This window comes from Sphingomonas segetis, from assembly GCF_009720245.1.
In the GTDB taxonomy this organism is placed as follows: domain Bacteria; phylum Pseudomonadota; class Alphaproteobacteria; order Sphingomonadales; family Sphingomonadaceae; genus Sphingomicrobium; species Sphingomicrobium segetis.
Genome location: NZ_WJSQ01000284.1, coordinates 1 through 1,376 on the forward strand (window position 1 = coordinate 1; position 1,376 = coordinate 1,376).

At 66.5% G+C, this 1,376-nt stretch carries 1 protein-coding gene; it reads right to left on the reverse strand.

Features of this window, described 5'->3' with window-relative positions; genetic code table 11:
• Positions 1-61 precede the first annotated feature (61 nt).
• On the reverse strand, positions 62-1,376 hold a 1,315-nt coding region (locus tag GH737_RS14790; protein ID WP_196233246.1), incomplete at its 5' end, for a L,D-transpeptidase family protein.

A 1,376-nucleotide genomic window follows, 5' to 3' on the forward strand; every position in this document is an offset into this window, starting at 1 on the left:
GCGACCCGGCGGGCCGGCCGGTCGCGCAGGACATCACCTGGGTGCCCGTCTGGGCGCGGCGCTAGCGCCCGCCGACAGTGCTCGACTTCGCGCCGTCGCTACTGCCGCCGTCCGCCACCTGCGCCTTGTCGCGGCCGTACGCGTCCTCGAAATAGGCGATCGACTGTCCATCCGGTACCGCGGTCATGTAGGTGATATAGACCGGCACCGGCTGCGCCAGCGGCACCGGCTCCTCGACTCCCGCGCCTTCCCAGCTCAGCTCGCGATGGAACAGCCAGCGGCTCAGTCGCCACGCGTCCTCGAGCCGGACGCAGCCGCCGCTGAAATAGCGCACCGATTCCTTGAATAGGTTCCGCCTCGGGTTGTCGTGGAGATAGACCCCGAAATCGTTGGGGAACATGAACTTGATCCGGCCCATGAAATTCTCGGGCCCGGGCTTCTGGCGAAGGTAGACCTCGGTCTTGCCGTCGCGCACCGAGGCCCAGTCGATCTTGGTCGCGTCGAGGATTTGCGGGTGCTTCGACCAGTCGGACACCTGCTCGTAGCCCATCTTCTCGAAATAGCCGAAACCCTGCTTCTCGACGAACTGGCCGACATCGTCCCACGCGAGGTCGGGCGGGACGTACCAATAAGGGTTGAGCGCCGCGTAGCGGATGTAGGCGGCCATCATCGGCGTCGGATATTTGGTCTTGCCGACGACGACGACCATCGAATCCACCGGCTTGCCGTTCTCGTACATGAACAGCCGCTGCTGCGCGGCGTTGACGATAATGTAGCGCTGCTTGCCCGCGGGAAGGATGCGCGCCCGCTTGAGGTTGAGCTCGAGCACCTGCCGCTCGTGCTCGTCGCTGTACTTGCGCTTCGCGATGGCCTCGCGAAGCTCGCCGTAGAAGGGATGCATCCACCCCATGTCCTTGACGTAATCGGAAAGCGACGGCGCATTTGCCGCGCCGAGCAGCGCCGCCAGCGCAGTCGGCGGGCTCGGTTTCAGCTGCGGATCGACCCAGCTGATGCCGACTCCCGGGTCGCGGCGAAGGTCATCGACGTAGGCGACATAGGCCTCGGACAGCGCCTCGTCCGCGCGTTGGATGAGCTTGCGCTTGTGCTTCGCGCGCGCCGTCTCGATCTCTGCCTGGAGCTCGTCGACGCGATATCTGGCCGGGCTGAGCCCGTCGATGCTCGCGCTTCCGAGCAGCGCCAGGAGCTGGTCCGCAGCGTCGCCCGCCTGCGGTGTCAACCACAGCGGTTCGCCTTTGCGGGCCTTGTAGAAATCGTCGACGCTTTGGCCGTTTTGCGATCGGGCGACCGCCGCGACCGATGCGGCTGCCGTCGGCTGGGCGGCTGCCGGGGCCGGCGTGAGCGCCACCGCTGCGCCT